The following is a 24,268-nucleotide window of genomic DNA, read 5'->3' as shown; positions in this document are numbered from 1 at the left end:
CAGATAAAACAGTATTGAGTCCATCATACCAGATGGACTCTTTTTTTACTGTCTACCTAAAGGGGATAATACCAAAAGTGCATCTTTTTTTAATGACACGGCATATACTGTCGCAGGAGGTGACAGAATGAAGAAAAAATCTTCTAAACAAAAAAGAAAATGCCCGCCTTTTTATCTGCCCATGTACGGAATTAACAACTGGTGCAGCATTCGAGCTGCAGCTGTAGAAGAACTGGAAGAACAAGAGGCTTCCACAAAAAACAAAGATAGACCAAAATATGTCTCATTACAGAATGCTGTAATGAGCCGCATAATTGATAATAGAAAAGCAAAGATGCAGCAAAAAAATAAACCTCTCTCTACTCATATTGAACAGATTGTGCCTTCTGAGCAAGTAGAGAAGAATACAGAAGAAAACAGCCCTGTAGCAATAAATAAAAAAGCGGAAGCAGAAATTCCAGCTGCTATTATAAATCAAGTGAAAAAAATTAAAGAAGCATTAGTACCATCAAGTGATATACAAACAGAAAAAACGATTATCATTCAGACCCCTACATCTGAAAATACAAAAGTAAAAAAAGATGGGCGGTATGCATATGCAGAGGGTCTTCACTCTCATGCAGAGGGTACAGCTTCACATGCAGAAGGACTTCTGACACATGCAAAAGGTTCTTTCTCACATGCAGAAGGATCAAAAACGAAAGCAACTGGACATAGTTCCCATAGTGAAGGAAGTGAAACGACAGCATGTGGCTCCTATTCTCATGCAGAAGGTAAACATACAATCGCTTTAGGCGAAGCAGCTCATGCAGAAGGAACCGCGACTATCGCTAACGGATTTTCTTCTCATGCGGAAGGTAATCATACATCAACAGCTCATTTTGCAGGTAGCCATATTATGGGACGATTCGGTACAGCAGATGAATCCTATTCTTGGTTTATTGCAAACGGCACAAATGAAACCGATCATAATATCGGTGCAAAGTGGCTTGCTCATAATGGAGAAATGTACATTGATGGCGCTTCTTACAATGCAAGCGGAACAGATTTTGCACAAATGTTTGAAACAGTAGACAATACTTTTATTGATGTAGGTTATTTCGTTACATTTAGTAGCGAAGAAAAAATTCGAATCGCTACTTCAAACGATTCATTCATCTTAGGAATATCTAGCGCCACCCCCGCTCTTATAGGAAATAGCGGTGCTTTAAGTTGGCAAAAACGCTATAAAACAGATAGCTTCGGAAAACGTCAATATGTACGTACGGAATCGCAAGACATACAACCTCTTTTAAATACAGAATGGGATCCAGCTTGCAAATATATAGCAAGAAAAGACCGTAACGAGTGGCTTCCTGTTGGATTAATTGGACAAATGTTAGTACGTGATGACGGCACTTGCGAAACGCATGGATATTGTCGTCCAAATAATGATGGCATTGCTACAAAATCTGAAAGTGGCTTTTTCGTTATAAAGCGCACGGGTGAAAACCAAATTTTAATATTATTCCGCTAAGAAAAAAGGGAACAAAATTCTTCGTGACATAAGAATTTTGTTCCCTTTTTAAGTATGTCTTAATACCGCTTGCATATCGCTTGGAATCGGTGTAGTGAAAGACATTTCTTTCTCTAAAATAGGATGATAAAACGTCAAGGATATACTGTGAAGCGCTTGTCGCTTCATTTCATCTCTTTTTCCACCATATAAATTATCGCCAAGTAGCGGATGTCCTATGTGCGCCATATGTACACGAATTTGATGCGTTCTCCCTGTATCGAGCTCAAGCGATACGTGCGTCTTATGATTGACGCTATCGATCACTCTAAAATGAGTAACGGCTCTTTGCCCATCCTCACAAACGGTTCGCTCAATAATGCTATCCGATTTTCGTCCAATCGGTGCGTCAATCGTTCCTTCTCTTTCTACCATCTCACCGTGAACGATCGCTTCATACGTTCTTTTCACAGCTTTTTGTTGATGCTGTTTCGATAAAAGATGATGTACGAAACGATTTTTTGCAATAAGCATAAGCCCTGAAGTATCACGATCTAACCTCGTTACGATGTGCACCGTACTTGCAAGATATTGCTTATCATAATGAGATAAAAGTGCATTTGCAACACTTCCAGCCGGATGTTCTCTAGACGGAATCGTTGACATGTTCGCCTCTTTGTTTATGACAAGAACTGCATCATCTTCGTATACAATACATAAAGGGATATCTTCTGCAATCATCCCTTCACTTCTTTCCTCCACTGGAAAAAAGACACGTAATTCTTCACCAGCTTGCAACTGATGGCGAACGCTCGCATGTTGACCATTTACTTCAATAGCTCCGCCGTGAAACTTTATATCCGTTAATGCGGCTTTGGAGATCCCTTTTGTTTTTAAAAATTCTCTAACCAAAGTTCCTTCCTCAGCCGAGTCTATATCCCATTTCAATGTAAATCTGTTCAAATATATAAACCCTTTCTATTTATCTGCAACAAACGAGTCACGAACTCGTTTCCAGAACGGAAATGGTCGGAAACGAACAAATCGTACTTTCTCGTTTGCCACGCGATACTGAATTGATTTCACATCTTGATGAACCATCGTTAAATGGTCCACCGTAATTTGTAAGTTCATTCCTGCAGTCGGCTTCAGCACGCATGTATGATGTTTCGGCAATACGAGCGGCGAACCTACCGTACGAAACACACGGTTATTAATAGATGCCATTTCCGCAATTTGAATCGCTTCAATAGAAGGGTGAATAATTGCTCCGCCAAGCGCCTTATTATACGCAGTACTTCCCGAAGGAGTAGAAATACAAAGGCCATCCCCGCGGAACGTTTCAAAGTACTCTCCGCGTATTTCCACTTCTGTTACTAATGTACCTTCTGCACTTTTCACAGTCGCTTCATTCATCGCTAAATACTGTGACTCTTTACTCCCATTCACATAGCGAATAATCACTTCTAAAAGCGGATATTCCACCACTTGGAATGGTGTTTTAGCAATTGCAATTACTAATTTCTCTACTTCTGTCGGTAACCAATCTGCATAGAAACCTAAATGCCCTGTATGTACACCAACAAATGCTGTTTCATCCAATCGATTATAATAACGATGAAACGCATATAAAAGCGTTCCATCTCCCCCAACAGAAATTACAATATCGGGTTCCTGTTCATCCATTATAAATCCAAAATCTAGCAAGTATTCTTTCATCGTGCTTGCCAGTGCATCTGATGATTGATCTCCCTTTGACATAATTGTAAATTTCATCGCCCAACACCCTTTAGTTTATGATTCGGAATCTTTCGTTTCTTGCTTTCTTGAAAAAGCTTTCTGCGCTTCTTGAATTTCAAGACGGATAGAAGACATTTCTTCATCTAATAAAAATGCTGCTTCCGCTGCACGTTGCAAGCGTATTTTAATATCTTCAGGAAAACGCCCACTATATTTATAATTTAAAGAATGCTCAATTGTTGCCCAAAAGTTCATTGCTAGCGTACGTATTTGGATTTCTACCAATACTTTTTGTTCACCTTGAATCGTTTGAACGGGGTAACTAATGACAACATGATAAGAACGATAACCGCTATCTTTCTTCTGCGTGACGTAATCACGTTCTTCCACGATTTCAAAGTCATTTCGTTTTCTAAGATATTCTACAACAGGCTTAATCTCATCAACAAATTGACACATCATTCGAAGGCCCGCGATGTCTTGCATATCTTCTCTTAGCCTGTCTAACGGTACATTTCTCTTCTCCGCTTTATCAATAATACTTGCAACCGACTTTACCCTTCCTGTTACAAACTCAATTGGAGAATGCTCTGTTAACATTGCAAATTGAGTACGCATTCCTTTTAGTTTCACTTTCAGCTCTGCCACCGCTTGGTGGTAAGGTGCTAAAAACTCTTCCCAATTTCGATTCATTTCAACCACCACCAAAATCAATCCATTTGCTTATAGAAATACTTTTTCTACAGCAGTTACTAGTTCTTCTCCGTAATTTGCATTACCTTCAATATTTTCAACTAAATATTCTACTTCTTCTTTTAAACCTTCTAATTCCATTTCAATGTCATTCACGCGAACAAACATAACCACGTCGTTATTCATCGCTTCATGCATTGCTTCCCAGCATGTATGCGGAATGCTTACATAAATGAAAGATGATTCGTTTTCTAAGATATATAAAAATGATAAATTATCTGAGTCTACAAGTACGTGATTACGCGCACTTAACTCCTTTACCTCTATTTCACTATTTTCCGCACAAAAAATAAGAGCATTCTCTCTCTTTTCTACGCTCTTAACTTGGATTTTATTTTGCATGCTCTAACTCCTCCATCTCAACTTCCTGTCTTACTTAACAGTATTATTGTATCATAACATGGACGCAAACAAATAAAACATTGAACCAAATTTGTGAAAAAGCGATAATGTGTAAAGAATTATTTTTCAAAAGGAGCGCGCATACAATGACACAAGAAATTGAAATTGAATTTAAAAATATTGTTACAGAAGAAGAATTCAATACATTATGTAAATCATTCTCTATTGAAGGATTTACGAAACAGGTGAATCACTACTTTGAAACACCGAGCTTCTCATTAAAAGAAGCTGGCTCTGCACTTCGTATTCGTCATAAAGGAGCAACTTATACATTAACATTGAAACAACCTGCAGAGGTTGGTTTATTAGAAACACATCAAGTCGTAACAGAAGAAGAAGCAAGAATGATGATGGCGACAAACGTAATCATTCCAGGGGCTGTAACGGATCAACTACACAAATTACAAATCCCTGTTTCTGCTTTAACTTATATGGGTAGTTTAACAACTGAAAGAGCCGAAACACTATTTGAAGGCGGAACGCTTGTCTTTGATCATAGTTTCTATTACAATCACGATGATTATGAAATTGAATTTGAAGTGCAAGATGAAGAAGCAGGCAAAGCTTCATTTATTCATTTGTTAAAGCAACACGACATACCAATCCGTCATACAAATAATAAAGTAAAACGCTTTTTCCTTGCCAAACAAAACAAAGCACGCTAAAGTGAAAATTCCACTAGTGAATACGTTCTACTAGTGGATACATCTCACTTTTTGAAAAAGAAAAGATTCTTTTACATCTGTAGAATAAGCAAAGAACGTTATGAAGGCTGTTTATTTGCCCTCCCTAACATTTCATGGAAAAAGGAGTTTAAAAGGATGAGCAAGCAACCGATGACACCATTTGAAGCAATTGGCGGTGAACAATGCATTGCAATATTAGTAGACACATTTTATTCCTATGTCAGTAAACACCCTGACCTATCTCCCATCTTCCCGGATGATTTAACAGAAACAGCTAGGAAGCAGAAACAATTTTTAACACAATATTTAGGTGGTCCTAATTTGTACACTGAAGAACATGGTCATCCTATGTTAAGAGCACGCCATCTCCCGTTTGAGATTACTCCAAAACGAGCAGAGGCTTGGCTATCGTGCATGGAGCAAGCAATGGATGACACAGGAGTGCACGGTCATATAAGAGAGTTCGTTTTTGAACGTTTAGCATTAACTGCTCAGCATATGGTTAATACTCCAAACGAAACAGGTGAAATATAATGGATAAACAGGAAGCAAAGCATATCAATATGCCATCTCCTTCCGCATGTGAGCATAAGTCTGTAGAAGCATATTTATTTATTGATCCACTTTGTAAAGATTGCTGGGAAATTGAGCCCTTTATTATTAAACTATGGCTTGAGTACGGGAAATACTTCTCTATTCGTCATATCGTAACAGGAAAAGTGGACGGAACGAACGCTTCCTCACACAAATGGAATAAATCTGCTAATATTCGATTTGTGTGGGAAAAGACAACAAGTTTACAAGGTTTTTCATGTGATGGAAAGGTACATATGCAAGAAGCATCGTCAACACCATATTTAGTTTCGATGGCAATTAAAGCAGCGGAGTTGCAGGGCCGAAAAGCAGGTTCGAAGTTTTTGCGAAAACTCCAAGAATACATTTTCCTTGAAAATGTATCAAATCCTGACTGCGAATTATTACTTGCATGCGCAAAAGATAGCAATATTGATGTAGAAGAATTTAAAAAAGACCTATATTCCGCTAGCGCAAAAAAGGCTTTCCAATGTGACTTAAAATTCACAAATGAAATGCATATTACAGAAATACCTTCTCTCGTATTCTTTCATGCAAATTCAGATGAAGAAGGTATTAAAATCGCTGGAACGTATTCCTACGACGTCTACGTACAATTATTGAAAGAACTTGTAAAATGTGAAATCGAGCCAGAGCCATTACCACCTTTAGAAGTATTACTGGAAGCGACACAATTTATCTCTTCAAAAGAAGTAGCATTTATATATGACTGCTCGAAGCAAGAAATTGAACGTGAACTAAAAAAATTACAACTGAAACGAAAAGTACAAATGATTGACGTAAAATGTGAGCGTTATTGGAAATGGATAGCAAAAGAAAAAGACCTGATGTAAACACCAGGTCTTTTTCTTTACGGCTTATAAAAATATTAAAGGGGATGGGAGAAATTTTCACGTTCAAACAAAGGGGTATATGTTTGTATGTGAATTCGTTCACGCTTATTATATTACAAGATTCGACGTCAGATGACAACCCCTTTTGTCGAATTTCACACTTTTGTCACATTCTAAACGTTTTCATTTTTGAATAAGCTATAAAAAAGCTATTTTGGAGGTGTTTTGTATGAAAAAAACGTATATTTTACTTATCCTTCTAGCTATCATTGTTTCTTTTTTCTTGTACATCCTCTCCCTACTACAAGCTTTTCCTAAAATGATTGCCTTTCCTCTTTTATTCGGAGTCATTGTCATCGCTCTCTCTTATTTCAACCATAAAAAACGATTTAAAGGGTTTTAATGAACTGTAAAACTGCCTTCTAGTTTAGAAAAGAGAAGACAATTCGATTTATTTTCTCGACAAATATCGACAAAATGACATCAAGAAAAAGACGAGGCAAATTCCTCGTCTTTTCTATTACTTCTCTTCAAATAATAATGCTTCTAATTCATTTAATTTCTCTTCAAATACTTGCAATGCTTCTTTTACCGGTTCTGGAGATGCCATATCTACTCCAGCTTTTTTCAGCACTTCAATTGGATAATCTGAGCTTCCTGCTTTTAAGAACTCATTAATGTAACGTTCTACTGCTGGTTGCCCTTCTTCTAAAATTTGTTTAGATAGAGCCGTTGCTGCACTAAATCCTGTTGCGTATTGGTATACGTAATAGTTGTAGTAGAAGTGCGGAATACGAGACCACTCTAAACCAATTTCTTCATCAATTACTAAAGCATCACCGAAATATTTCTTATTTAAATCATAGTAGATCTCCGTTAGCATGTCTGGTGTTACCGCATGTCCCTCTTGTACTTTCTTATGAATAATATGCTCAAACTCTGCGAACATCGTTTGACGGAATACAGTACCACGGAATCCTTCTAAATAATGATTTAATAAGTATAGACGCTCTTTCTTATCTTCTGTCGTTTTTAATAAATAATCGTTTAGAAGCGCTTCATTACAAGTTGATGCTACTTCCGCAACGAAGATTGAATAATCCCCGTATACGTGCGGCTGCGTTTTTCTTGTGTAGTAACTATGGACAGAATGGCCAAATTCATGAGCAAGTGTAAATAAATTATTTACATTATCATGCCAGTTCATTAAAATATAAGGATTTGTTCCATATGCACCAGATGAATATGCTCCGCTTCGTTTTCCTTTATTCTCATACACATCTACCCAGCGATTTTCATATGCTTCTTTCAAAATATCAACATACTCATCACCCAGTACATGTAAAGACTTTAATAACATGTCTTGCGCTTCTTCATACTTCACATTCATTTTCACTTCTGGTACAAGTGGTGTATATAAATCATACATATGAAGCTCATCAAGCCCTAGTGCACGCTTACGAATATCAATGTAACGATGTAGCAAGTGTAAATTATCATTTACAGATTGAACAAGTTGATCGTACACCGCTTCAGGAATATTATTATTACTTAATGCTGCTTGACGTGCAGAGTCATATTTACGAACACGTGCATTGAAATTATTACGCTTTACAGCTCCGCTTAACGTACTTGCAAATGTGTTCTTATATTTTCCGTACGTTTCATATACAGCTTTGAATGCATCTTCACGCACACGACGATCATCACTTTCTAAAAACTGAATGTAACGGCCATGTGTAATTTCTACTTCTTCTCCATCCTCACCTTTAATAGATGGGAATTTCAAATCCGCATTATTCAACATACCAAATGTATTACTTGATGCACTCATTACTTCAGATGCTTCTGCTAATAAAGCCTCTTCCGCTTCAGATAATACGTGAGGGCGTTGACGCGTAATTTCTTCTAACGCATGTTCATATACACTTAATTCTCTATTTTCTTTCAAGAATGTTTGCAATGTATCTTCTGAAATCGATAAAATTTCAGGCACAATATATGCTGTGCTACTAGATACTTGTGAATATAAATTTGTTGCACGGTCATTTAACGCTTGATACACAGAGTTTGTTGTATCTTGATCGTAACGCATATGTGCATATGTATATAGCTTACCTAATCGCATTGAAATTTCATCTTCATATTGCAATGCTTCAAGTAAATTGTTCGCAGAGTCACCAAGTTTCCCTTTAAATTCAGTTAACTTCGGTAATAGCTCTTTAATAGCTTGGAATTCTTGTTCCCATTCTGCATCTGTTTGGAAAATATCTTCTAATCGCCACGTACTTGATTCTTCAATCTCGTTACGATCCGGTAATGTTTTTGCTGTGTTTTGTTCAGACATGCTTTAAGCCCTCCTTTAAATATCTCTACTTACATACAATTCGATTTTTCTTATGTAATTCCTTCACGATCAGTCTTTATTATATCCGCTTTTCCTTCTCTCATGTTGTACTTTGCCTCAAATAAAGATAAGGCATACGCTAAACTACTTTCATCATATTTCATAACTTCCTCCTCTGTTTTTACCATAACTATCCCCCGTATTTTCTGGTACTTATAAGTCCCTACTTTACGTAATACACCTGTATAGCATAAAAATGTCATATACTCAGTAACTGCTACTTTCCATATATGCTGTGAAAAGTACGGGAGCATACGCCTTTTCGTATACTTTTTTATATAACTCCACACGTATGGAAGGGAAATATAATCCCCTACCGCAAGCTCGCCTATACACTTCATATATAAAAAAGCTTGCCATATAAATGGATTTGTTTGAAAAGCAAATGAGGACGGAAGCGGCACACCAATTTCAGAAGGGAAATTTGCTGGGGTACATTTACAGTGATATAAGAGGCGTAATAGTGATTTATGATTATAATTCCAAATAGGCAAAGCATTTTTTCGAAAATAGTCCTTTCGCTTCTTCCATTCTCGTTCTAATATCTCCTTTTGAAAAGGAACAGAAGAAAAGAGCATTTCAAAAGGAGTCGTTTAAATTGGTAAGTATATAATATGTGAGAAAGAGACGCTTGTAGAAAACGAAGTGAGAAACGCGCATTTCATAAATAATTTTTGTTTCGAACAGAAGAAAATAAGAAGTGGTTGAGGATAAGATTGTAAGGAGAAAGCCATAAGGGAGGAAAATTTCACCCAATAGGCAGAGTGCTTTTTCAATTGATTTCCACCAATAATCCAAATGACCTGTATACCAGCTCGCCAATACGAATAGGTTCGTTTGTACAGCTGTTCTATAGAGAGATTCGCGCACTGGTATTCAATCGCAACTTTTCTCCCTGCTCTCTCTATGAAAATATCTGGTCGCTGCTGAATCTCTGGTAAATAATGCTCTATATCTACATGAAAGTTTTGACGTTTGAACCATTTATATAACAATTCTTTACCGTGCCTATGATACATAGATTCTGCTTCATAAAAGGCTAAACATGAATCTTCTTTCTTATGAGCAAAATGCCACTTTTTTTGTTTTCCTAATCTCATTAGTACTTTTTTCCCACAAGCTATGCAAAAGAAGCTTTCCCTTTTCCGCATACGATGTAAAATCTCTTCATCATGATGATAGAGTAGATGAATTTTCTCTCCGTTTTCTCTTTTGGCAATAAACATCGGAATCACACCCTTTCAGCTCCTTATATTCTACAATTTATTACAAATTCCTTTTAAAAAAGAGATGTCCCAATTTCGGACATCTCTTTTTATAATAATGGCGATAATAACCGATACGTTGATTCAACAATTCTTCTATGCAGACGCCTTTTATGAAAACGATCGACGTGAATTTCACTGGATTCTTCTAAATCGTCTTTAAAATCTTGAACAAGTTTTCGAATGCTATCTGTATCATATAAAAAGGCATTTACTTCAAAGTTCAAATGAAAACTTCTCATATCCATATTTGCTGTCCCAATTGAAGCTAAATCAGAATCGACAATGACAACTTTACTATGAAGAAAACCTTTTTCGTATTCATATATCTTTACCCCTGCATCTAAAAGCTCTGGGAAGTATGACCTTGATGCATAAAAGACAGTGCGCTTATCAGGCTTACTCGGCATTAACAAACGAACATCGATACCAGCAAGTGCCGCTACTTTTAATGCGGACAAAATATCATCATCCGGGATGAAATACGGCGTTGCAATCCAAATGGATTTCCGCGCAGAAGCAATCATGGCAAAATATAAATGTTTAATTGTTTCCCATTTATTATCCGGTCCACCTGCAACGAGCTGCACGCCTCCCCAATGCTCCCCCTCAACTGCTTTCGCTTGTAAATATTCAGGGGCTAGCACAGCCTCACCAGTCATATAAAACCAATCTTGAAGGAAAATAAGCTGCAAACTTTGCACAGCTTCACCACGTAAATATAAATGTGTGTCTCGCCAAAAGCCGAAGTACTTATCCTTCCCTAAATATTCATCACCAATATTTAATCCACCTACAAATCCTTCATTTCCATCAATAATAACGATTTTTCGGTGGTTTCGATAATTAATCTTATCGTTTAAAATCGGAAAGCGTACAGGGAAGAACGGAATCATTTCGACACCTGCGTCGTTTAATTCTTCAATATATGATTTTGATAATTTAAAACTTCCAACCGCATCATATAAAAAACGAACGACTACGCCTTCTTTTGATTTTTGTATTAAAATATCTTTAATTTCTGTTCCAAGCTTATCATCACGCACAATGTAATATTCCATATGAATGTGATGTTTCGCTCGTTTTAATCCATCTAAAATAGCCTGAAACGTTTCATCTCCATTTGTTAATGTTCTCGTTTCAGTTTGAAATGAAATATTTAAAGCGCCTAAGCGATCCGCTAAACGAAATAACAGCTCTTGATGCTTATGATTGCGCAAAATCCGTTCTTCGTAATCTTCATGCCCCTTATATTGTAAAAACGCTTGTTCATCGAGCAACGCCTTCTTTTGGAACATTCTCTTCCTCCGAAAGTTCTGTCCGAATAATAAATAAGCGAAAAATCCAAATACCGGAAAAATCCCTAACACAATGAGCCATGTAAGTGTTTTTGACGGATGACGGTTCTCTAAGAAAATAACGCAGCCAATTAAAAATGCAGATACCGTAAATAAAATACTAATAATACCTAAAATCGAAACATCTTTTATCCCAATTACATCCGAATAAAACGCTACATCAATAAACATACGTAATGACACAAATAATGCAAACAATAGTAACACAAAAAAAATCAACTTTAACGTATTTTTCATCTCTTACCTCCTTACTAAGAAAGCTTTCCTATTCTTCATATAAAAAGCCGATTTCATACTACAGAAATCGGCCTACGTTTTAGCAGGAAAATTATTGCGAATTGTTTCAAGCGCATGCTCTTTCACAATTTGTTTCCCATACTCACTTACACGATGAATTGTTAAAGTTGATTCTTCCCCGTATTCTAAAACAATGCTTAAAATGCGATCAATTTCTTCTTCATCATGTAGCACTTCATCGAATTCCACATATACATAATAGCGGTCCTCAAATGAATACAGCTCATCTTTTATATCTTCAAAGATAAGACGGTGGCTTAATGAAATGACATCTTCAAAATCATTAAACTTAATTAAAAAGCCAAACGTACCATCTTCGTTAAAGTTTGTACCTGCTTGTTCTTCTACCTCTTCCACTACTTCTTGCTGGAATAATGATTCAATACCTTCATCTAGAGGAATGTCTATAATTTTATCTACACCTATTGGTAGTTCTAGCTTTTGTCCATCCTTTGAAAGTTCTGCTTTCGTTACAAGTACTTCAATCCCTTTATCGACTGCTTGCACTTGAATCCATAACGGCCCATCAATAAAGAAATCGTCATGATCACGAGCTTCGTCCATCATTTCCCAAAAGAGCTCTTCGCTTCTTTCGCGGTCATACCAAATTTCCTCACGATTAAAGCCTCTGTCCTCTATATCAATGTACGTAATAAAAAATTTCATCGTATGATCATTAATTCTTTCAATATCCAAAATACAACTCTCCCTTCCTGCTTAGAATTGTTATGAAGGGATTCCCCACTCATATGACAAATCAATAGATTCTTGTACTCTCATTTTATGATAAGATTCTCCAGAATGGAAATAAAATCGATTTATTTTACAAAAATAGTTATATACCTATCTTCATTCAATGGTATACACAAATATATCATTGTGGCGATTACTCACTTATAAAAAATTTGGACATACATTTCCATCTTCCCCCGTACACTGTAATAAAGTGAAACTTTTATTAGAGAAGATGCTTTAGTCCTTTTCACCACATACATATAGTTCGCTTATTAAAACATCATAAATGGAGGCAGACGAATGGACTTAGAGTTTTTAACATCTGTACTAATGATTGTCGGTATCGATGTTGTATTAGGTGGTGACAACGCAATTGTCATCGCACTAGCTAGCCGAAATTTACCTGAATCGAAACGAAATAAAGCTATTTTGATCGGTACTCTTTTAGCAATCGTACTAAGAATTATCCTTACTATACTAGCTGTCTATTTGCTCGACATTCCATTTCTGCAACTTATCGGGGGCATTTTACTTACATTCATTGCAGTAAATTTACTAACTGATAATAGCAACGATCTTTCTTCTATTCAAGGAAAAACAACTTTATTTCAAGCTGTGCGTACAATTGTATTCGCGGACCTTGTTATGGGATTTGACAACGTTATCGCCATTGCAGGGGCAGCTCACGGAAGATTTTTACTCGTAATAATCGGTTTACTCATTTCTATCCCGATTATTATTTGGGGCAGCAAACTCATTTTAATACTTATGGAACGCTTTCCATTCCTCATTTATTGCGGGGCAGCAATTCTCGCTTATACAGCAGGAAAAATGGTCACACATGAAGACAGACTGGCAACCTTTTTTCATAACAACCCAAGTTTCACTGCAGGCATTCCTTACTTATTTATTTTCACCATCTTATGCATCGGTTTTATCGTTCAACGAGTTCGATTACGAAATGTGAAACATTAAAAAAAACCTTCTACTATATAATAGGTAGAAGGTTTTCATATTATTATAATTAATTTACAAGACGCTGTGCTTCACGTAATTGGAACGTTCTTACTGTACGTGGTAAGAAACGGCGGATTTCGTCTTCATTGTAACCTACTTGAAGGCGTTTCTCGTCAATCATAATTGGACGACGTAAAATCCCTGGATAGTCACGAATCATCTTATATAAATCTTGAAGTGGTAAAGACTCTAAGTTTACATTTAATTCTTGGAAAACTTTCGAACGAGTAGAAATAATCTCATCCGTTCCGCTTTCTGTCATACGTAAAATCTCTTTAATTTCCTCAATCGTTAACGGGTCTGAGAAAATATTACGTTCTGTATAAGGAATATGATTTTCCTCTAGCCATAATTTCGCCTTTCTACAAGACGTACAGCTTGGAGAACTATATAATGTTACCATACAAAGCTCACTCTCCTTAAAGAGTACAAATTCTGTACTAATTACAGTTTAAATTTCTTAATTCAGCAATTTTTCGCGATACCTTGTCTTAAAACAAAGTGCAAAAATTGCTTTTCATGTAAGCAACAACTTTTAGTAAACAACAATTACTTTTAATAAGTAACTTCTATAATCATTATACAATAGATTTTGCAAGAAATATACAGTAAATTTCCTTCTAATTGAGAAAACTCTTCCGTGTATTTCACTGCTATGTAACATAATCACACTTACTTCATCTGTTCTTTAACAATAATCTTCAACCCTCTTAACGCTTGCTTTTCATAGATTTTTCATATGATTTATAGTTATTTCCTCATAATCTTTTCTATGAAAAAGAGAACGTTTTCTTACCTTTTTTTGATAAATCAATTAAGAAATGTAAGACTATATAAGTGAGAATCAAAAGAACGTTTGTTCTTATTTTAACAAACATTCTCGTTCATGTCTATACGATTTCTAAAATATATTAAATATTTTTCTGACATTTCTTTCTTTTTCATCTTTTATCTCATACAATAAAAATACAGACAGGCAAAGGGGGAATTTGCAAATGATTGCTTTTTTTATTGATTTTGTCACTGTTGCTGCCCTCATCATCGGAATAACAGCATTGATTGGTGTCATTACAAATAGCATTGGTGAAAAACTCTTTGGCGGAAAAGAAAAGATGAAGTTTGTTAATAAAAGTTTGGATGTACAATCCGGCTGGAACGAGGTTGGTGGGAAAGGTATTTATAAGAAACGTACGTATTAAAAAAAGCAGGCAATTACCTGCTTTTTTCTTATTTCTCTACTGACGCCCATTTAAAGCTTAAATCGCCGCCATATTTATGGTTGTACATATTTTTAATGGAATCTCTTTGTAAGTATGCTCTACCACGTTGATATACCGGTACAATCGCAGCGTCATCAAGTAACATTTTCTCTGCTTCTAGTAAGCTTTTCCAACGAGCATTTACATCGCTTCCATCTTTTTTCGCTTTCATGATGATCTCATCATATTTCGGATTAGAATATTTCATTTTATTTTGTGATCCATCAGTTACAAACATATCAAGATATGTAATTGGATCTGGGAAGTCTGCACTCCATCCAGAGAATGACATGACGAAATCGCCCGCATCTTCCAATTTTAGTTTTTGCGCGAATGGTTGTTGTTTAATTTTCACTGTTAAACCTGGTAAATTCTTTTCTAACTCACCTTTTAAATATTCCCCTGTTTTCTTCGATAATTCAACATCTTCGTTTAATAACTCTAATTCGATTTCATTTTTACCAAGCTCTTTTTTACCAGCTTCCCAATATTTCTTCGCTTCTTTCACGTTTGGTTTTACAATATCTCCATTTACAGCACGGAAGTCCTTTTTATCCGGTCCTTTAATGAAGTTATCAGGAATTAATCCTGTCGCTGGCTTAGAACCGTTATTTAATAATGTATCAACGAACGGTTTACGTTCAAAAGCAAGTGAAATTGCTTTACGAATATTTTTATTTGCTAACGCTGGATCTTTTTGATTTAAACGAAGGAAGAATACAGATGTATCTTCTACTGTTTGGAAATCTGGTTTTCCTTTATATTTATCGATGAACTCCGCTAATAACGTCGCTCGATCGACTGCGTTTGTTTCATATAAATTAATTGGTGTAGACGTATCTTTAACAATATTAAAGTTTACTTCCTCAATCTTCACTTCTTTATTATCCCAATATGACGCGCTCTTTGTCATTTTAAAGCTACGTTCATGTTGCCAATCACTTAATGTAAATGGTCCGTTATAAAGTGTTGTATTCGCTTCCAAACCAAACTTCGTACCTTGCTCTTTCACGAACTTTTCATTCACAGGATAGAAGATTGGATATACCATTAAATCTACAAGATATGGAATGGAATTATCTAATTCCACTTCTAATGTATAATCATCAATCGCCTTTACCCCTAATTGGTCCGGACTCATCTCTTTTTTATTAATTTTCTCTGCATTTTTTATATCATACATAATGTACGCTGATTTCGCAGCTGTATCTGGGTTAATCGCTCTTTGCCATGCGTATACGAAATCTTTCGCTGTCACAGGCTCACCATTTGACCATTTTGCGTCTTCACGTAATGTAAATGTATATTTTTTACCGTCTTCTGACTTTTTGAATTCCTTCGCTACACCAGGAACTAGCTTATCATCTTTTCCTAAACTGTATAAGCCTTCCATCGTATTAGTCATTACTCTTGAAGAAACTGCATCAGCTGATAACGCTGGATCCATCGTTGGAATCTCTTGTGTTTCAATTAAGTTAATAACTTGCTTCGCACCGCTTTTCCCGCTATCCCCTTTTGCGTTCGCTTGCGGTTCATCTTTTTGGTAGCTACATGCCCCTAACATCATGCTCATCGCTACTGTTGATACTACAAAAACTGGCATCTTTTTTTTCATATTTCCACCCTCCACAAAAATGTTAGCCCTTTCATTTTCAAACAAATAGAAATATATATATGTTCCAATAATTCATATTATACACACAAATATATTTTTTGTATATTTATATTTCTATTTTATTAAAATTTTCTGTTAAAAAATAAACCTTTGTAAACGTTTCATATTGCTGATTTTCCTTACTGAAATGTCAGAAATGATTATTTTTATATTTTTCTAAATTATTAGATAAAAATAAATTTTATATTCTATAATACTTTCTGCATAATTATCCTTCTGTTTTTATCATAAAATAGCGCTCCCTTCATAATAAAGATATGTAGGTTAAAATGAGTGCAAAGGTTAAGAAAGTATGTTACGATACACTTTGCTAAAAATAGATATCGGTAAAGAGGGGACGGACATGACAGCAATTCAGGCAAAAAACGGGCCCACTGAGAAATTAAGTTTATTCTTATTAACATGGCCTATTTTTCTAGAAGTTTTTCTATTTATGTTAATGGGGATCGCTGATACTTTCATGTTAAGTGCATTATCAGACGATGCTGTATCTGGGGTTGGTGCAGCGAATCAATATCTCCATATCGCTATTTTGGTACTAGAAGTCATCGGGAACGGCGCAGCTATCGTCGTATCTCAATACCTCGGTTCCAAACGTTTTATGGAAGCATCTAAAATATCAGCTTTAGCCGTCACATTAAATTTAGTGGTCGGACTCGTTATAAGTGCTGGTTTTCTTTTATTTTCAAAACATATGATGATGGCGATGAACTTACAAGGCGATGTACTTATGTATGCACAGAGCTATTTATCTATCGTCGGAGGAGCTATTTTCCTTCAAGCTATTATTAATTCATTAGCCGCAATTATCCGCGTACATGGCTTCACAAAGCAAGCGATGTTTATTTCACTTGGAATGAATATTATTCATATCGCTGGAAACTACGTACTCATTTTCGGGAAATTTGGTTTTCCAGAGCTTGGTGTACAAGGAGCTGCCATTTCTTCTGCTGCCAGCAGGCTAATCGCGCTTATCGTTTTCTTCTGGTTACTGTACCGCGTTATGGAGTACCGTGTGAAATTACAATACTACTTCACCTTATCAAAAGAATACATCGGAAAAATTTTAAAGATTGGGATTCCATCTGCATTTGAGCAGGTTATGTATCAAGCTTGCCAAATTGTCTTCTTATACTATGCAACATATTTAGGAACGGAATCGTTAGCGGCTAGACAATACGCTACGAACATTTCTATGTTCACTTATTTATTCGCTATTGCAATCGGTATGGGAACAGCTATTATTATTGGGCGCCTCGTTGGCGGTGGTGAAAAAGATGAAGCGTATGAACGTGTATGGAAAAGTGTAAAGTGGGCGATTGGTGTCACTTTATGTATGGTTGCTCTCGTTATTACATTCCGCACACAATTAATGGGACTATTTACAGATAATCCGCACATTATTTCGTTAGGTGCAAGCGTTCTTTTACTAAGTGTACTACTTGAAACAGGACGTACGATGAACATCGTCATCATCAATTCACTTCGCGCGGCTGGTGACGCAAAGTACCCAGTTTTAATCGGCGCATTTTCTATGGTGTTAATGAGTTTACCACTCGGCTACTTTTTTGCCTTCCATTTAGATATGGGGCTCGTTGGTATTTGGCTAGCAATTGCTATTGATGAATGGACACGTGCCATTATTATGTTCTTCCGCTGGAAAAGTAGAGCGTGGGAGCGTTATGCACTTGTTAAACCTCAAGAACAAGAGGAGACTGTTTCTGTTCAGGCGCAGTAGTACTCCTTTAATCGAGATGCAGTCATTTATAAATGAAATTCGCATTGGAGAAAAGCTGTTCCAACAAATTGTTGGAACAGCTTTTTTTAATTATACTTTTCAATTTCTATCTTCAATTCGTCAATATTCTTATTAGAAATCGTATCCGATATTGTATGATCCACTTGATTTTTTAAAATATATGTTTGGTTATCTTGTTTCTTTTTAACACTTAATCTCTCTTCGTCTACATGTAATAAGTTTGACTGTAAATACGCTATATCATTTTCATCAAACATTATAGAAAATGGTTCAATTGCACCAAAGTAATGATTCATATTTTCATCTTTTTTCAAAAATAACATGTATTTCTTCCCAATCTCCGGCTTTATATAAAGAGGGTCTTCATTTACAACCTTACTATTCGAATCATCGATTTCAATTTGTTCTGCGTATCGATAATTAATTTTCATTCTACCTTGTAAAGGGTCTCCTTTTAAAACTTCTTTTACGTTAAAATTGTATAAATGCCCCTCTACATAATTCTCCTGATCTTCTTGACTAATGTCTTGTGGATTACGCGCCATATTCCAAGTTGAATCAAAGCCATCATAATTGCCTATTGCAACTACATCGGCTTCCTTAACCATGTCTTCTAATCTACTTGTGGATGGAAAATCTTTAGTTATTAAAATTATTTTATCTTCGACTTCTTCAAAATAAATACTATATCCCCCTATACCTAAGAAAATTGCGAAAGGGACTGTCAACAAAATGAATTTCAATTTTTTATTCATTATATATCCCCCCTTACTTTCACTTATAAATTGCATTTACACCATTCACATCATCTTTTTGAGGAACATGCATTTTGGTACGATCTCTATCACTATTCATAATAGATGTCCCTGTATTATGATCGAGTCCTAATGCATGTCCTAATTCATGAACAGCCGTACTTTTAGCAACATTTGATTTCGTGATATTTGTATTACCTGCATTAATGTCTCCAGAAAACTTCGTAACAATTTTATTATTTAATTGAACACTCATTCTTCCATAATATGTGGACGAGGATTCATACCACGAATTTAATGTGTGTACCGAAGATCCGTGATAAAAAAATTTGGCATTAGCCGCACTATTTTGCCAAGATGAAATAGCATCCTGCCAACCACTCTTTATTACACTGCTTCCCAATAAACGGTCACCCCATTTAAAACTCTGATTTTTTGTCGATAATTTATATCCTGTCTTTTCATACGCATGTGACACATTAAAACTACTACCTACTATGAATATTATCCCAATAGCGACGAACATCGAAATAATTTTCTTCAGCAAATTGCTTCCTCCCCATTATTTTTAATAGATACTCGTTCTCTTTCATGATTGTATAAATCTTTTCGTTTACTTTACAAAAACGCTTTTATTTCAAAAACACATCATGATGTATATCTACATATTAGTACTATCTCTTTCACCAATCAAAATAATAAAATCAGCTTTTCCTACTAAAAAACACTTATTTTTTAGTCTCGAAATAGAAATAAACTTATGGAAAATTCTTTTTTATAAGTTTAAATTAAGTAACAACAATTGAGATAAACTAATTTTAAAACCAATCTATCCTGTCATCCCTTCCATCAATAAAAAAGCCATTCTTCTGAACTGCACCTCCAATTGTTAGACACAGTCTAACAATTGGAGGTGCAGTTTTTTGTATGACAAAATTTACGAAGGATTCAAAGGTAACGCTCGTTCAAGGATTTAATCCAAAAATAATTTCTCAAACCGAATATGTAAAACAGATGCATGTTACAAAGGCACAATTTCAATACTGGTTGCGGCTATATTCACGATTCCTTCTTTTACAACGGTTTATCAATGGAAGAAGCAATTTGAAGTAGGTGGCTTAGATGCCCTTGAACCAAAGAAAAAGGGGCGTCCATCCATGAAAAATAAAAACACAAAACGGATAAAGGCAAAATTAAAAATGAGCCCGGTACAATACCGGGCTCACTTTTATCAAGCTACCTAATGAAATAACCGTGTCTAACTTTTAGGGGTCACTTCAGGAGAATGGATTTTTTATTATTGATAAATCTCTTTATATTTCTTATACTCCGCTTCAGAACATAATACGAAATGTCCTGGGCGAATTTCACGCATTGTCGGTTCTTCACTACCATAATTGTGCTGAGATGGATCGTATACGATACGTTTACGATTGCGCTCATAATCTGGATCTGGAAGTGGAATTGCTGATAATAGTGATTTTGTATATGGATGAATTGGATTTGCATATAACTCATCACTTGTTGTTAATTCAACGATTTGACCACGATACATTACGCCAATGCGGTCACTAATGTATTTTACCATTGATAAATCATGGGCAATGAATAAGTATGTTAATCCTTTTTCTTTTTGTAACTTTTTCAGTAAGTTTACAACTTGTGCCTGAATTGATACGTCAAGTGCTGAGATTGGCTCATCGGCAATGATAAATTCAGGTTCTACAGCAAGTGCACGAGCGATACCGATACGTTGACGTTGTCCACCTGAGAATTCATGCGGGAAACGGTTTGCGTGCTCTTTATTTAAACCAACTGTGTTTAATAATTCATGAACACGGTCCATACGATCTTTTTTGTTTTTCGCTAATCCGTGAATATCAATACCTTCTGCAATAATATCCCCTACTGTCATACGCGGGTTTAATGATGCATATGGATCTTGGAAAATCATTTGCATTTTACGGTTGAATTTCTTCAGTTCTGCGCGTGATTTTTTACCATGTACATTCTCACCATCAAACAATACTTCACCAGCAGTTGCATCATATAAACGAATGATCGTTCTTCCAGTTGTTGATTTACCACAACCTGATTCTCCTACAAGACCAAATGTTTCTCCGCGGTAAATATCAAATGAAATATCATTAACCGCTTTGACAACACCACCACTCACGTCGAAGTGCTGCTTTACATTTTTTACTTCAATTAATTTCTCACGTTGTTTAGTCATGTTGTTCACCTGCTTTCATTTGAAGAATGCGTTTTTCAACGACTGCCGGCGGTTTTACTTCTGGAGCTTGCTCATGAAGTAACCAAGTTGCCGCATAGTGTGTATCACTTACTTTAAATAAAGGTGGGTCCATTTCAAAATCAATTTTTAATGCCTGTGGGTTACGTGGTGCAAAAGCATCTCCCTTTGGCGGCTTCAATAAATCTGGAGGCGTTCCAGGGATTGCATATAACTCTTCTTCTGAACCATCTAAACTTGGCATAGATGCGATTAAGCCCCAAGTATATGGATGTTTTGGGTTGTAGAAAATTTCATCTACAGTTCCGATTTCAACAACTTTACCAGCGTACATAACTGCTACGCGGTCCGCAACATTTGCCACTACACCTAAGTCATGCGTAATGAAAATGATTGCTGCTTCTGTTTTTTGCTGAATGTCCTTCATAAGCTCTAAAATTTGCGCCTGAATTGTAACGTCTAGCGCTGTTGTCGGCTCATCCGCAATCAATAATTTCGGGTTACAAGCTAACGCCATCGCAATAACTACACGCTGCCTCATACCACCAGAGAATTGGTGCGGATATTGTTTTAAACGAGCTTCTGGATTTGGAATACCTACAAGGTCGATTAATTCCAACGCAACTTTACGTGCGTCTGCTTTACTCATCCCTTGGTGTTTAATAAGGCCTTCCATAATTTGATTTCCAATTGTCATCGTTGGGTTTAATGATGTCATTGGATCTTGGAAAATCATCGCGATATCTTTACCACGTACTTGCTGCATTTCTTTTTCTGTTAATTTCGTTAAGTCACGACCTTCAAATACGATTTCACCATTTTTAATGCGTCCAGGAGGATTCGGAATTAATCCCATTAACGCTTTAGAAGTAACTGATTTCCCAGAACCAGATTCTCCTACAATCGCTAATGTTTCCCCTTTTTTCAAATCAAAAGTAACGCCGCGTACAGCTTGTACTTCACCTGCATGTGTATCAAAGGAGACTTGTAAATCTTTTACCTCTAACAATGTTTTCATCTTTGCCTCTCCCCTCTTTTACTTACGCATTTTTGGATCTAACGCATCGCGTAATCCGTCTGCCATTAAGTTAAACGCTAAAATTAATATACTGATGACAACCGCAGGAATGAACATCATATGCGGATACGTTTGAATTGATTTATAACCGTCATTTACAAGAGAACCTAGTGATGCGAATGGTGGCTGAATACCTAAACCGATGAAGCTTAAGAACGCCTCACCAAACACCGCTGTTGGAATTGTAAACATTGTCATTACGATAATTGGTCCCATTACGTTCGGGATTAAGTGTTTTACAATTAATTGTGTATTTGTTGCACCTAATGTACGAGATGCTAATACGTATTCTTGGTTTTTTAATTTTAAGATTTGTCCACGAACGATACGCGACATCCCTATCCAACCTGTAATTGCCATTGCGAGTGTAATTGACCATATACCAGATCCCATAATGATTACCATTAAAATAACGATGATTAAGTATGGAATACCGTTAATAATCTCCATAATACGTTGCATAATGTTATCTACTCTACCGCCATAGAATGCTGAAATACCTCCATATGCAACCCCAATTATTAAGTCAATTGCTGCTGCTAAAAGAGCGATATATAATGATACGCGTGTACCTTCCCATGTTCTTGTCCATAAATCGCGTCCAAGATCATCTGTACCAAACCAGAAATACTCTTTAATATCACGTTTTTCATATTGGTCAACACCATATTGATCTGTACCGTCAAATGGTAACCAATGAACATTTTCAATAACTGGAATTTTCGGTGGCAATTTTGCACGTCCTAAATCTTGCTCTTTATACGAGTGCTTACTTACCATCGGTCCGAAGATTGCTAGTAAGATAATAAGCGTTAATAAAACTAAACCGAACATTGCTCCTTTATGTTGGAACAAACGTCTTCTTACATCTTGCCAAAACGTTAAGCTTGGACGGGCAATGACTTCATTATCCACATTATTTTGATTAGCTTGTTGAAATAAGTCTGGAGATAATTTTTGTACATCTTTCATCATTTTTTCCCTCCCGCTAAACGAATACGAGGATCAATAATTCCGTATAAAATATCAACAATGAAAATAACTAAGATGAAGATCGCACTATAGAAAATTGTAGTTCCCATAATAACTGTATAGTCATTCACTGTAATAGATTTAACGAACTGTTCCCCTAGTCCTGGTACAGCATAAATTTGCTCAATAACTAATGTACCTGTAATTAACCCTGCAACCATTGGTCCTAAAATTGTTACAACTGGAATTAACGCGTTACGAAGGGCGTGTTTGATAATGATAACGCCTTGGCTAATTCCTTTCGCTTTCGCTGTTAAAATGTAGTCAGCTTGCACAACTTCAATTAACTCTGCACGAGCGAAACGTGCGATTGTTGCGATAACTGCCATCGATAAAGCGATTGTAGGCATTACTGTAAACTCTGGTCCTTTCCAGAATGCTACTGGGAACCATCCAAGTTTTACCCCTACGAAATATTGTAGTAATGCGGCAAATACGAACGATGGTACCGACATCCCGAGTACGGAAATAATTGTCGCTCCATAATCGACCCACGTATTGTTACGAAGTGCCGCAACGATTCCTAAAATTAAACCGATAAATGTTCCTAATATAATCGCTTGTAAACCAAGTTGTGCTGATGGTCCAATGCGATCCACAATCATGTCTGTTACTGGACGGTTATCATATTGGAATGATACCCCTAAATCACCTTTTGCTAAGTTACCTAAGTAACGTGCGTATTGAACTGGTACTGGATCATTTAAGCCATATTTTTCAAGAATGATTTCTTTTTGTGCCGGTGATAACTTCTCCTGGTTTTTAAGCGGAGAACCCGGAAGTAATTTCATTAAAAAGAAAGTCAGTGTAGTAATTAAAAATAATGTCAAAGCCATGTACACGAAACGTTTTAATACATAACGTCCCATAGTCAAGC

At 36.2% G+C, this 24,268-nt stretch carries 23 protein-coding genes and 2 pseudogenes; 9 read left to right on the top strand and 16 right to left on the bottom strand.

Features of this window, described 5'->3' with window-relative positions:
- The first annotated feature begins 127 nt into the window (after positions 1-127).
- On the top strand, positions 128-1,516 hold the full coding sequence (locus PDQ68_RS24595) for a peptidase G2 autoproteolytic cleavage domain-containing protein (protein ID WP_062822682.1): 1,389 nt from the start codon (positions 128-130) through the stop codon (positions 1,514-1,516).
- Between the two features lie 48 nt (positions 1,517-1,564).
- Here the strand turns inward: PDQ68_RS24595 and PDQ68_RS24590 are convergent, their stop codons facing one another.
- From PDQ68_RS24590 to PDQ68_RS24575, 4 genes are read right to left on the bottom strand one after another with little or no spacing between them, the layout of a single operon-like run.
- Positions 1,565-2,458 (bottom strand): RluA family pseudouridine synthase, encoded by an 894-nt coding sequence (locus PDQ68_RS24590; RefSeq protein ID WP_061183096.1) that lies wholly within the window; start codon positions 2,456-2,458, stop codon positions 1,565-1,567.
- Between the two features lie 15 nt (positions 2,459-2,473).
- Complete coding sequence (locus PDQ68_RS24585; RefSeq protein ID WP_000673185.1) at positions 2,474-3,271, bottom strand: NAD kinase; 798 nt, start codon at positions 3,269-3,271, stop codon at positions 2,474-2,476.
- Between the two features lie 18 nt (positions 3,272-3,289).
- Positions 3,290-3,928 (bottom strand): GTP diphosphokinase, encoded by a 639-nt coding sequence (yjbM, locus tag PDQ68_RS24580; RefSeq protein WP_001081482.1) that lies wholly within the window; start codon positions 3,926-3,928, stop codon positions 3,290-3,292.
- Between the two features lie 30 nt (positions 3,929-3,958).
- Entirely contained in the window at positions 3,959-4,330 is a 372-nt protein-coding gene (locus tag PDQ68_RS24575; RefSeq protein WP_001180003.1) for a UPF0738 family protein, read from the bottom strand.
- 146 nt (positions 4,331-4,476) lie between these two features.
- On the opposite strand from PDQ68_RS24575, the gene PDQ68_RS24570 reads away from it, so the two are divergent.
- The 4 genes from PDQ68_RS24570 (at position 4,477) to PDQ68_RS24555 (ending at position 6,906) form a co-directional block, all read left to right on the top strand.
- Positions 4,477-5,055: a CYTH domain-containing protein gene (locus PDQ68_RS24570; protein ID WP_016716870.1), complete on the top strand. Its 579-nt coding sequence runs from the start codon at positions 4,477-4,479 to the stop codon at positions 5,053-5,055.
- 156 nt (positions 5,056-5,211) lie between these two features.
- Positions 5,212-5,610, top strand: coding sequence for a globin domain-containing protein (locus PDQ68_RS24565; protein ID WP_000043381.1), 399 nt, complete (start codon positions 5,212-5,214; stop codon positions 5,608-5,610).
- Positions 5,610-6,503 carry a ClpXP adapter SpxH family protein gene (locus PDQ68_RS24560; protein ID WP_061183095.1) on the top strand — a complete coding sequence of 298 codons (894 nt, stop codon included), beginning with the start codon at positions 5,610-5,612 and terminating at the stop codon, positions 6,501-6,503. Before PDQ68_RS24565 ends, PDQ68_RS24560 begins: the two co-directional genes overlap by 1 nt.
- Positions 6,504-6,732: 229 nt before the next feature.
- Positions 6,733-6,906, top strand: a complete 174-nt coding sequence (locus PDQ68_RS24555; RefSeq protein WP_061183094.1) for a hypothetical protein — start codon at positions 6,733-6,735, stop codon at positions 6,904-6,906.
- Between the two features lie 117 nt (positions 6,907-7,023).
- Here the strand turns inward: PDQ68_RS24555 and pepF are convergent, their stop codons facing one another.
- From pepF to mecA, 4 genes and pseudogenes are all read right to left on the bottom strand, one after another.
- Positions 7,024-8,850, bottom strand: coding sequence for an oligoendopeptidase F (gene pepF, locus PDQ68_RS24550; RefSeq protein ID WP_000003391.1), 1,827 nt, complete (start codon positions 8,848-8,850; stop codon positions 7,024-7,026).
- A 50-nt stretch (positions 8,851-8,900) separates the two neighbouring features.
- A pseudogene (locus tag PDQ68_RS24545) lies at positions 8,901-10,145 on the bottom strand (competence protein CoiA).
- Between the two features lie 80 nt (positions 10,146-10,225).
- Complete coding sequence (locus tag PDQ68_RS24540) at positions 10,226-11,770, bottom strand: cardiolipin synthase (protein ID WP_000799204.1); 1,545 nt, start codon at positions 11,768-11,770, stop codon at positions 10,226-10,228.
- A gap of 72 nt (positions 11,771-11,842) precedes the next feature.
- Positions 11,843-12,526 carry an adaptor protein MecA gene (gene mecA / locus PDQ68_RS24535; protein WP_000350722.1) on the bottom strand — a complete coding sequence of 228 codons (684 nt, stop codon included), beginning with the start codon at positions 12,524-12,526 and terminating at the stop codon, positions 11,843-11,845.
- Between the two features lie 339 nt (positions 12,527-12,865).
- Here mecA and PDQ68_RS24530 point away from each other — a divergent pair, with 339 nt between their 5' ends.
- Complete coding sequence (locus PDQ68_RS24530; protein ID WP_000362602.1) at positions 12,866-13,540, top strand: TerC family protein; 675 nt, start codon at positions 12,866-12,868, stop codon at positions 13,538-13,540.
- A 49-nt stretch (positions 13,541-13,589) separates the two neighbouring features.
- On the opposite strand, the gene spx is transcribed toward PDQ68_RS24530, so the two are convergent.
- Positions 13,590-13,985, bottom strand: a complete 396-nt coding sequence (spx, locus tag PDQ68_RS24525) for a transcriptional regulator Spx (RefSeq protein WP_000258267.1) — start codon at positions 13,983-13,985, stop codon at positions 13,590-13,592.
- A 592-nt stretch (positions 13,986-14,577) separates the two neighbouring features.
- On the opposite strand from spx, the gene PDQ68_RS24520 reads away from it, so the two are divergent.
- On the top strand, positions 14,578-14,781 hold the full coding sequence (locus tag PDQ68_RS24520; RefSeq protein WP_000559976.1) for a hypothetical protein: 204 nt from the start codon (positions 14,578-14,580) through the stop codon (positions 14,779-14,781).
- Between the two features lie 28 nt (positions 14,782-14,809).
- Here the strand turns inward: PDQ68_RS24520 and PDQ68_RS24515 are convergent, their stop codons facing one another.
- Positions 14,810-16,456, bottom strand: coding sequence for a peptide ABC transporter substrate-binding protein (locus tag PDQ68_RS24515; protein WP_000728614.1), 1,647 nt, complete (start codon positions 16,454-16,456; stop codon positions 14,810-14,812).
- Between the two features lie 352 nt (positions 16,457-16,808).
- On the opposite strand from PDQ68_RS24515, the gene PDQ68_RS24510 reads away from it, so the two are divergent.
- A complete protein-coding gene (locus PDQ68_RS24510; RefSeq protein ID WP_061183093.1) occupies positions 16,809-18,254 on the top strand; it encodes an MATE family efflux transporter in 1,446 nt (481 codons plus the stop codon).
- An 86-nt stretch (positions 18,255-18,340) separates the two neighbouring features.
- On the opposite strand, the gene PDQ68_RS24505 is transcribed toward PDQ68_RS24510, so the two are convergent.
- A complete protein-coding gene (locus tag PDQ68_RS24505) occupies positions 18,341-19,030 on the bottom strand; it encodes a hypothetical protein (protein ID WP_016716867.1) in 690 nt (229 codons plus the stop codon).
- 19 nt (positions 19,031-19,049) lie between these two features.
- The gene (locus tag PDQ68_RS24500; RefSeq protein WP_061183098.1) at positions 19,050-19,556 is read right to left on the bottom strand and encodes a matrixin family metalloprotease; all 507 of its coding nucleotides are present in this window, start codon (positions 19,554-19,556) and stop codon (positions 19,050-19,052) included.
- Between the two features lie 401 nt (positions 19,557-19,957).
- Between PDQ68_RS24500 and PDQ68_RS24495 the strand changes: the two are divergent.
- Positions 19,958-20,226 (top strand): annotated as a pseudogene (locus PDQ68_RS24495) (helix-turn-helix domain-containing protein); the annotation flags it as partial.
- 101 nt (positions 20,227-20,327) lie between these two features.
- Here PDQ68_RS24495 and PDQ68_RS24490 read toward each other — a convergent pair.
- Genes PDQ68_RS24490 through opp3b form a run of 4 tightly spaced genes read right to left on the bottom strand, consistent with a single transcriptional unit; the run spans position 20,328 to position 24,260 of the window.
- Positions 20,328-21,263, bottom strand: coding sequence for an ABC transporter ATP-binding protein (locus PDQ68_RS24490; RefSeq protein ID WP_000166342.1), 936 nt, complete (start codon positions 21,261-21,263; stop codon positions 20,328-20,330).
- The gene (locus PDQ68_RS24485; protein ID WP_000854346.1) at positions 21,256-22,299 is read right to left on the bottom strand and encodes an ABC transporter ATP-binding protein; all 1,044 of its coding nucleotides are present in this window, start codon (positions 22,297-22,299) and stop codon (positions 21,256-21,258) included. The genes PDQ68_RS24490 and PDQ68_RS24485 overlap by 8 nt, the downstream gene beginning before the upstream one ends.
- An 18-nt stretch (positions 22,300-22,317) precedes the next feature.
- Positions 22,318-23,334 carry an oligopeptide ABC transporter permease gene (gene opp3C, locus PDQ68_RS24480; RefSeq protein ID WP_000974100.1) on the bottom strand — a complete coding sequence of 339 codons (1,017 nt, stop codon included), beginning with the start codon at positions 23,332-23,334 and terminating at the stop codon, positions 22,318-22,320.
- Positions 23,331-24,260, bottom strand: coding sequence for an oligopeptide ABC transporter permease (gene opp3b, locus PDQ68_RS24475; RefSeq protein WP_061183091.1), 930 nt, complete (start codon positions 24,258-24,260; stop codon positions 23,331-23,333). The genes opp3C and opp3b overlap by 4 nt, the downstream gene beginning before the upstream one ends.
- Positions 24,261-24,268: the final 8 nt, after the last annotated feature.

The organism is Bacillus cereus group sp. Bc010 (genome assembly GCF_027716745.1).
In the GTDB taxonomy this organism is placed as follows: domain Bacteria; phylum Bacillota; class Bacilli; order Bacillales; family Bacillaceae_G; genus Bacillus_A; species Bacillus_A pacificus.
Note: the sequence above shows the minus strand (reverse complement) of the source record. Positions and strands in the feature narration are given on the sequence as shown.

Bases quoted from the DNA above. Each gene is read 5' to 3' on its own strand.
- PDQ68_RS24595 (WP_062822682.1), top strand. From the start codon at position 128: ATGAAGAAAAAATCTTCTAAACAAAAAAGAAAATGCCCGCCTTTTTAT.
- PDQ68_RS24585 (WP_000673185.1), bottom strand. From the start codon at position 3,271: ATGAAATTTACAATTATGTCAAAGGGAGATCAATCATCAGATGCACTG.
- yjbM (WP_001081482.1), bottom strand. From the start codon at position 3,928: ATGAATCGAAATTGGGAAGAGTTTTTAGCACCTTACCACCAAGCGGTG.
- PDQ68_RS24575 (WP_001180003.1), bottom strand. From the start codon at position 4,330: ATGCAAAATAAAATCCAAGTTAAGAGCGTAGAAAAGAGAGAGAATGCT.
- PDQ68_RS24570 (WP_016716870.1), top strand. From the start codon at position 4,477: ATGACACAAGAAATTGAAATTGAATTTAAAAATATTGTTACAGAAGAA.
- PDQ68_RS24565 (WP_000043381.1), top strand. From the start codon at position 5,212: ATGAGCAAGCAACCGATGACACCATTTGAAGCAATTGGCGGTGAACAA.
- PDQ68_RS24560 (WP_061183095.1), top strand. From the start codon at position 5,610: ATGGATAAACAGGAAGCAAAGCATATCAATATGCCATCTCCTTCCGCA.
- PDQ68_RS24555 (WP_061183094.1), top strand. From the start codon at position 6,733: ATGAAAAAAACGTATATTTTACTTATCCTTCTAGCTATCATTGTTTCT.
- pepF (WP_000003391.1), bottom strand. From the start codon at position 8,850: ATGTCTGAACAAAACACAGCAAAAACATTACCGGATCGTAACGAGATT.
- PDQ68_RS24540 (WP_000799204.1), bottom strand. From the start codon at position 11,770: ATGAAAAATACGTTAAAGTTGATTTTTTTTGTGTTACTATTGTTTGCA.
- PDQ68_RS24530 (WP_000362602.1), top strand. From the start codon at position 12,866: ATGGACTTAGAGTTTTTAACATCTGTACTAATGATTGTCGGTATCGAT.
- spx (WP_000258267.1), bottom strand. From the start codon at position 13,985: ATGGTAACATTATATAGTTCTCCAAGCTGTACGTCTTGTAGAAAGGCG.
- PDQ68_RS24520 (WP_000559976.1), top strand. From the start codon at position 14,578: ATGATTGCTTTTTTTATTGATTTTGTCACTGTTGCTGCCCTCATCATC.
- PDQ68_RS24515 (WP_000728614.1), bottom strand. From the start codon at position 16,456: ATGAAAAAAAAGATGCCAGTTTTTGTAGTATCAACAGTAGCGATGAGC.
- PDQ68_RS24510 (WP_061183093.1), top strand. From the start codon at position 16,809: ATGTTACGATACACTTTGCTAAAAATAGATATCGGTAAAGAGGGGACG.
- PDQ68_RS24505 (WP_016716867.1), bottom strand. From the start codon at position 19,030: ATGAATAAAAAATTGAAATTCATTTTGTTGACAGTCCCTTTCGCAATT.
- PDQ68_RS24500 (WP_061183098.1), bottom strand. From the start codon at position 19,556: ATGTTCGTCGCTATTGGGATAATATTCATAGTAGGTAGTAGTTTTAAT.
- PDQ68_RS24490 (WP_000166342.1), bottom strand. From the start codon at position 21,263: ATGACTAAACAACGTGAGAAATTAATTGAAGTAAAAAATGTAAAGCAG.
- PDQ68_RS24485 (WP_000854346.1), bottom strand. From the start codon at position 22,299: ATGAAAACATTGTTAGAGGTAAAAGATTTACAAGTCTCCTTTGATACA.
- opp3C (WP_000974100.1), bottom strand. From the start codon at position 23,334: ATGATGAAAGATGTACAAAAATTATCTCCAGACTTATTTCAACAAGCT.
- opp3b (WP_061183091.1), bottom strand. From the start codon at position 24,260: ATGGGACGTTATGTATTAAAACGTTTCGTGTACATGGCTTTGACATTA.